1 rRNA gene is annotated in these 628 nt (G+C 55.9%); it reads right to left on the bottom strand.

The features are described from left to right. Positions 1-628, bottom strand: a 23S ribosomal RNA gene (locus tag KUM32_RS30705); the annotation flags it as partial.

The following is a 628-nucleotide window of genomic DNA, read 5'->3' as shown; positions in this document are numbered from 1 at the left end:
TATGTGAATGACACGACTTCGGCGGTACGCTTGAGCCCCGCTACATTGTCGGCGCGGAATCACTAGACCAGTGAGCTATTACGCACTCTTTCAAGGGTGGCTGCTTCTAAGCCAACCTCCTGGTTGTCTGTGCGACTCCACATCCTTTCCCACTTAGCGTACGCTTAGGGGCCTTAGTCGATGCTCTGGGCTGTTTCCCTCTCGACCATGGAGCTTATCCCCCACAGTCTCACTGCCGCGCTCTCACTTACCGGCATTCGGAGTTTGGCTAAGGTCAGTAACCCGGTAGGGCCCATCGCCTATCCAGTGCTCTACCTCCGGCAAGAAACACACGACGCTGCACCTAAATGCATTTCGGGGAGAACCAGCTATCACGGAGTTTGATTGGCCTTTCACCCCTAACCACAGGTCATCCCCCAGGTTTTCAACCCTGGTGGGTTCGGTCCTCCACGAAGTCTTACCTCCGCTTCAACCTGCCCATGGCTAGATCACTCCGCTTCGGGTCTTGAGCGTGCTACTCAAACGCCCTATTCGGACTCGCTTTCGCTACGGCTACCCCACCCGGGTTAACCTCGCAACACACCGCAAACTCGCAGGCTCATTCTTCAAAAGGCACGCAGTCACGAGA

It is taken from the genome of Streptomyces sp. AC627_RSS907 (assembly GCF_019049165.1).
This window is presented reverse-complemented; position numbering and strand designations above follow the sequence as displayed.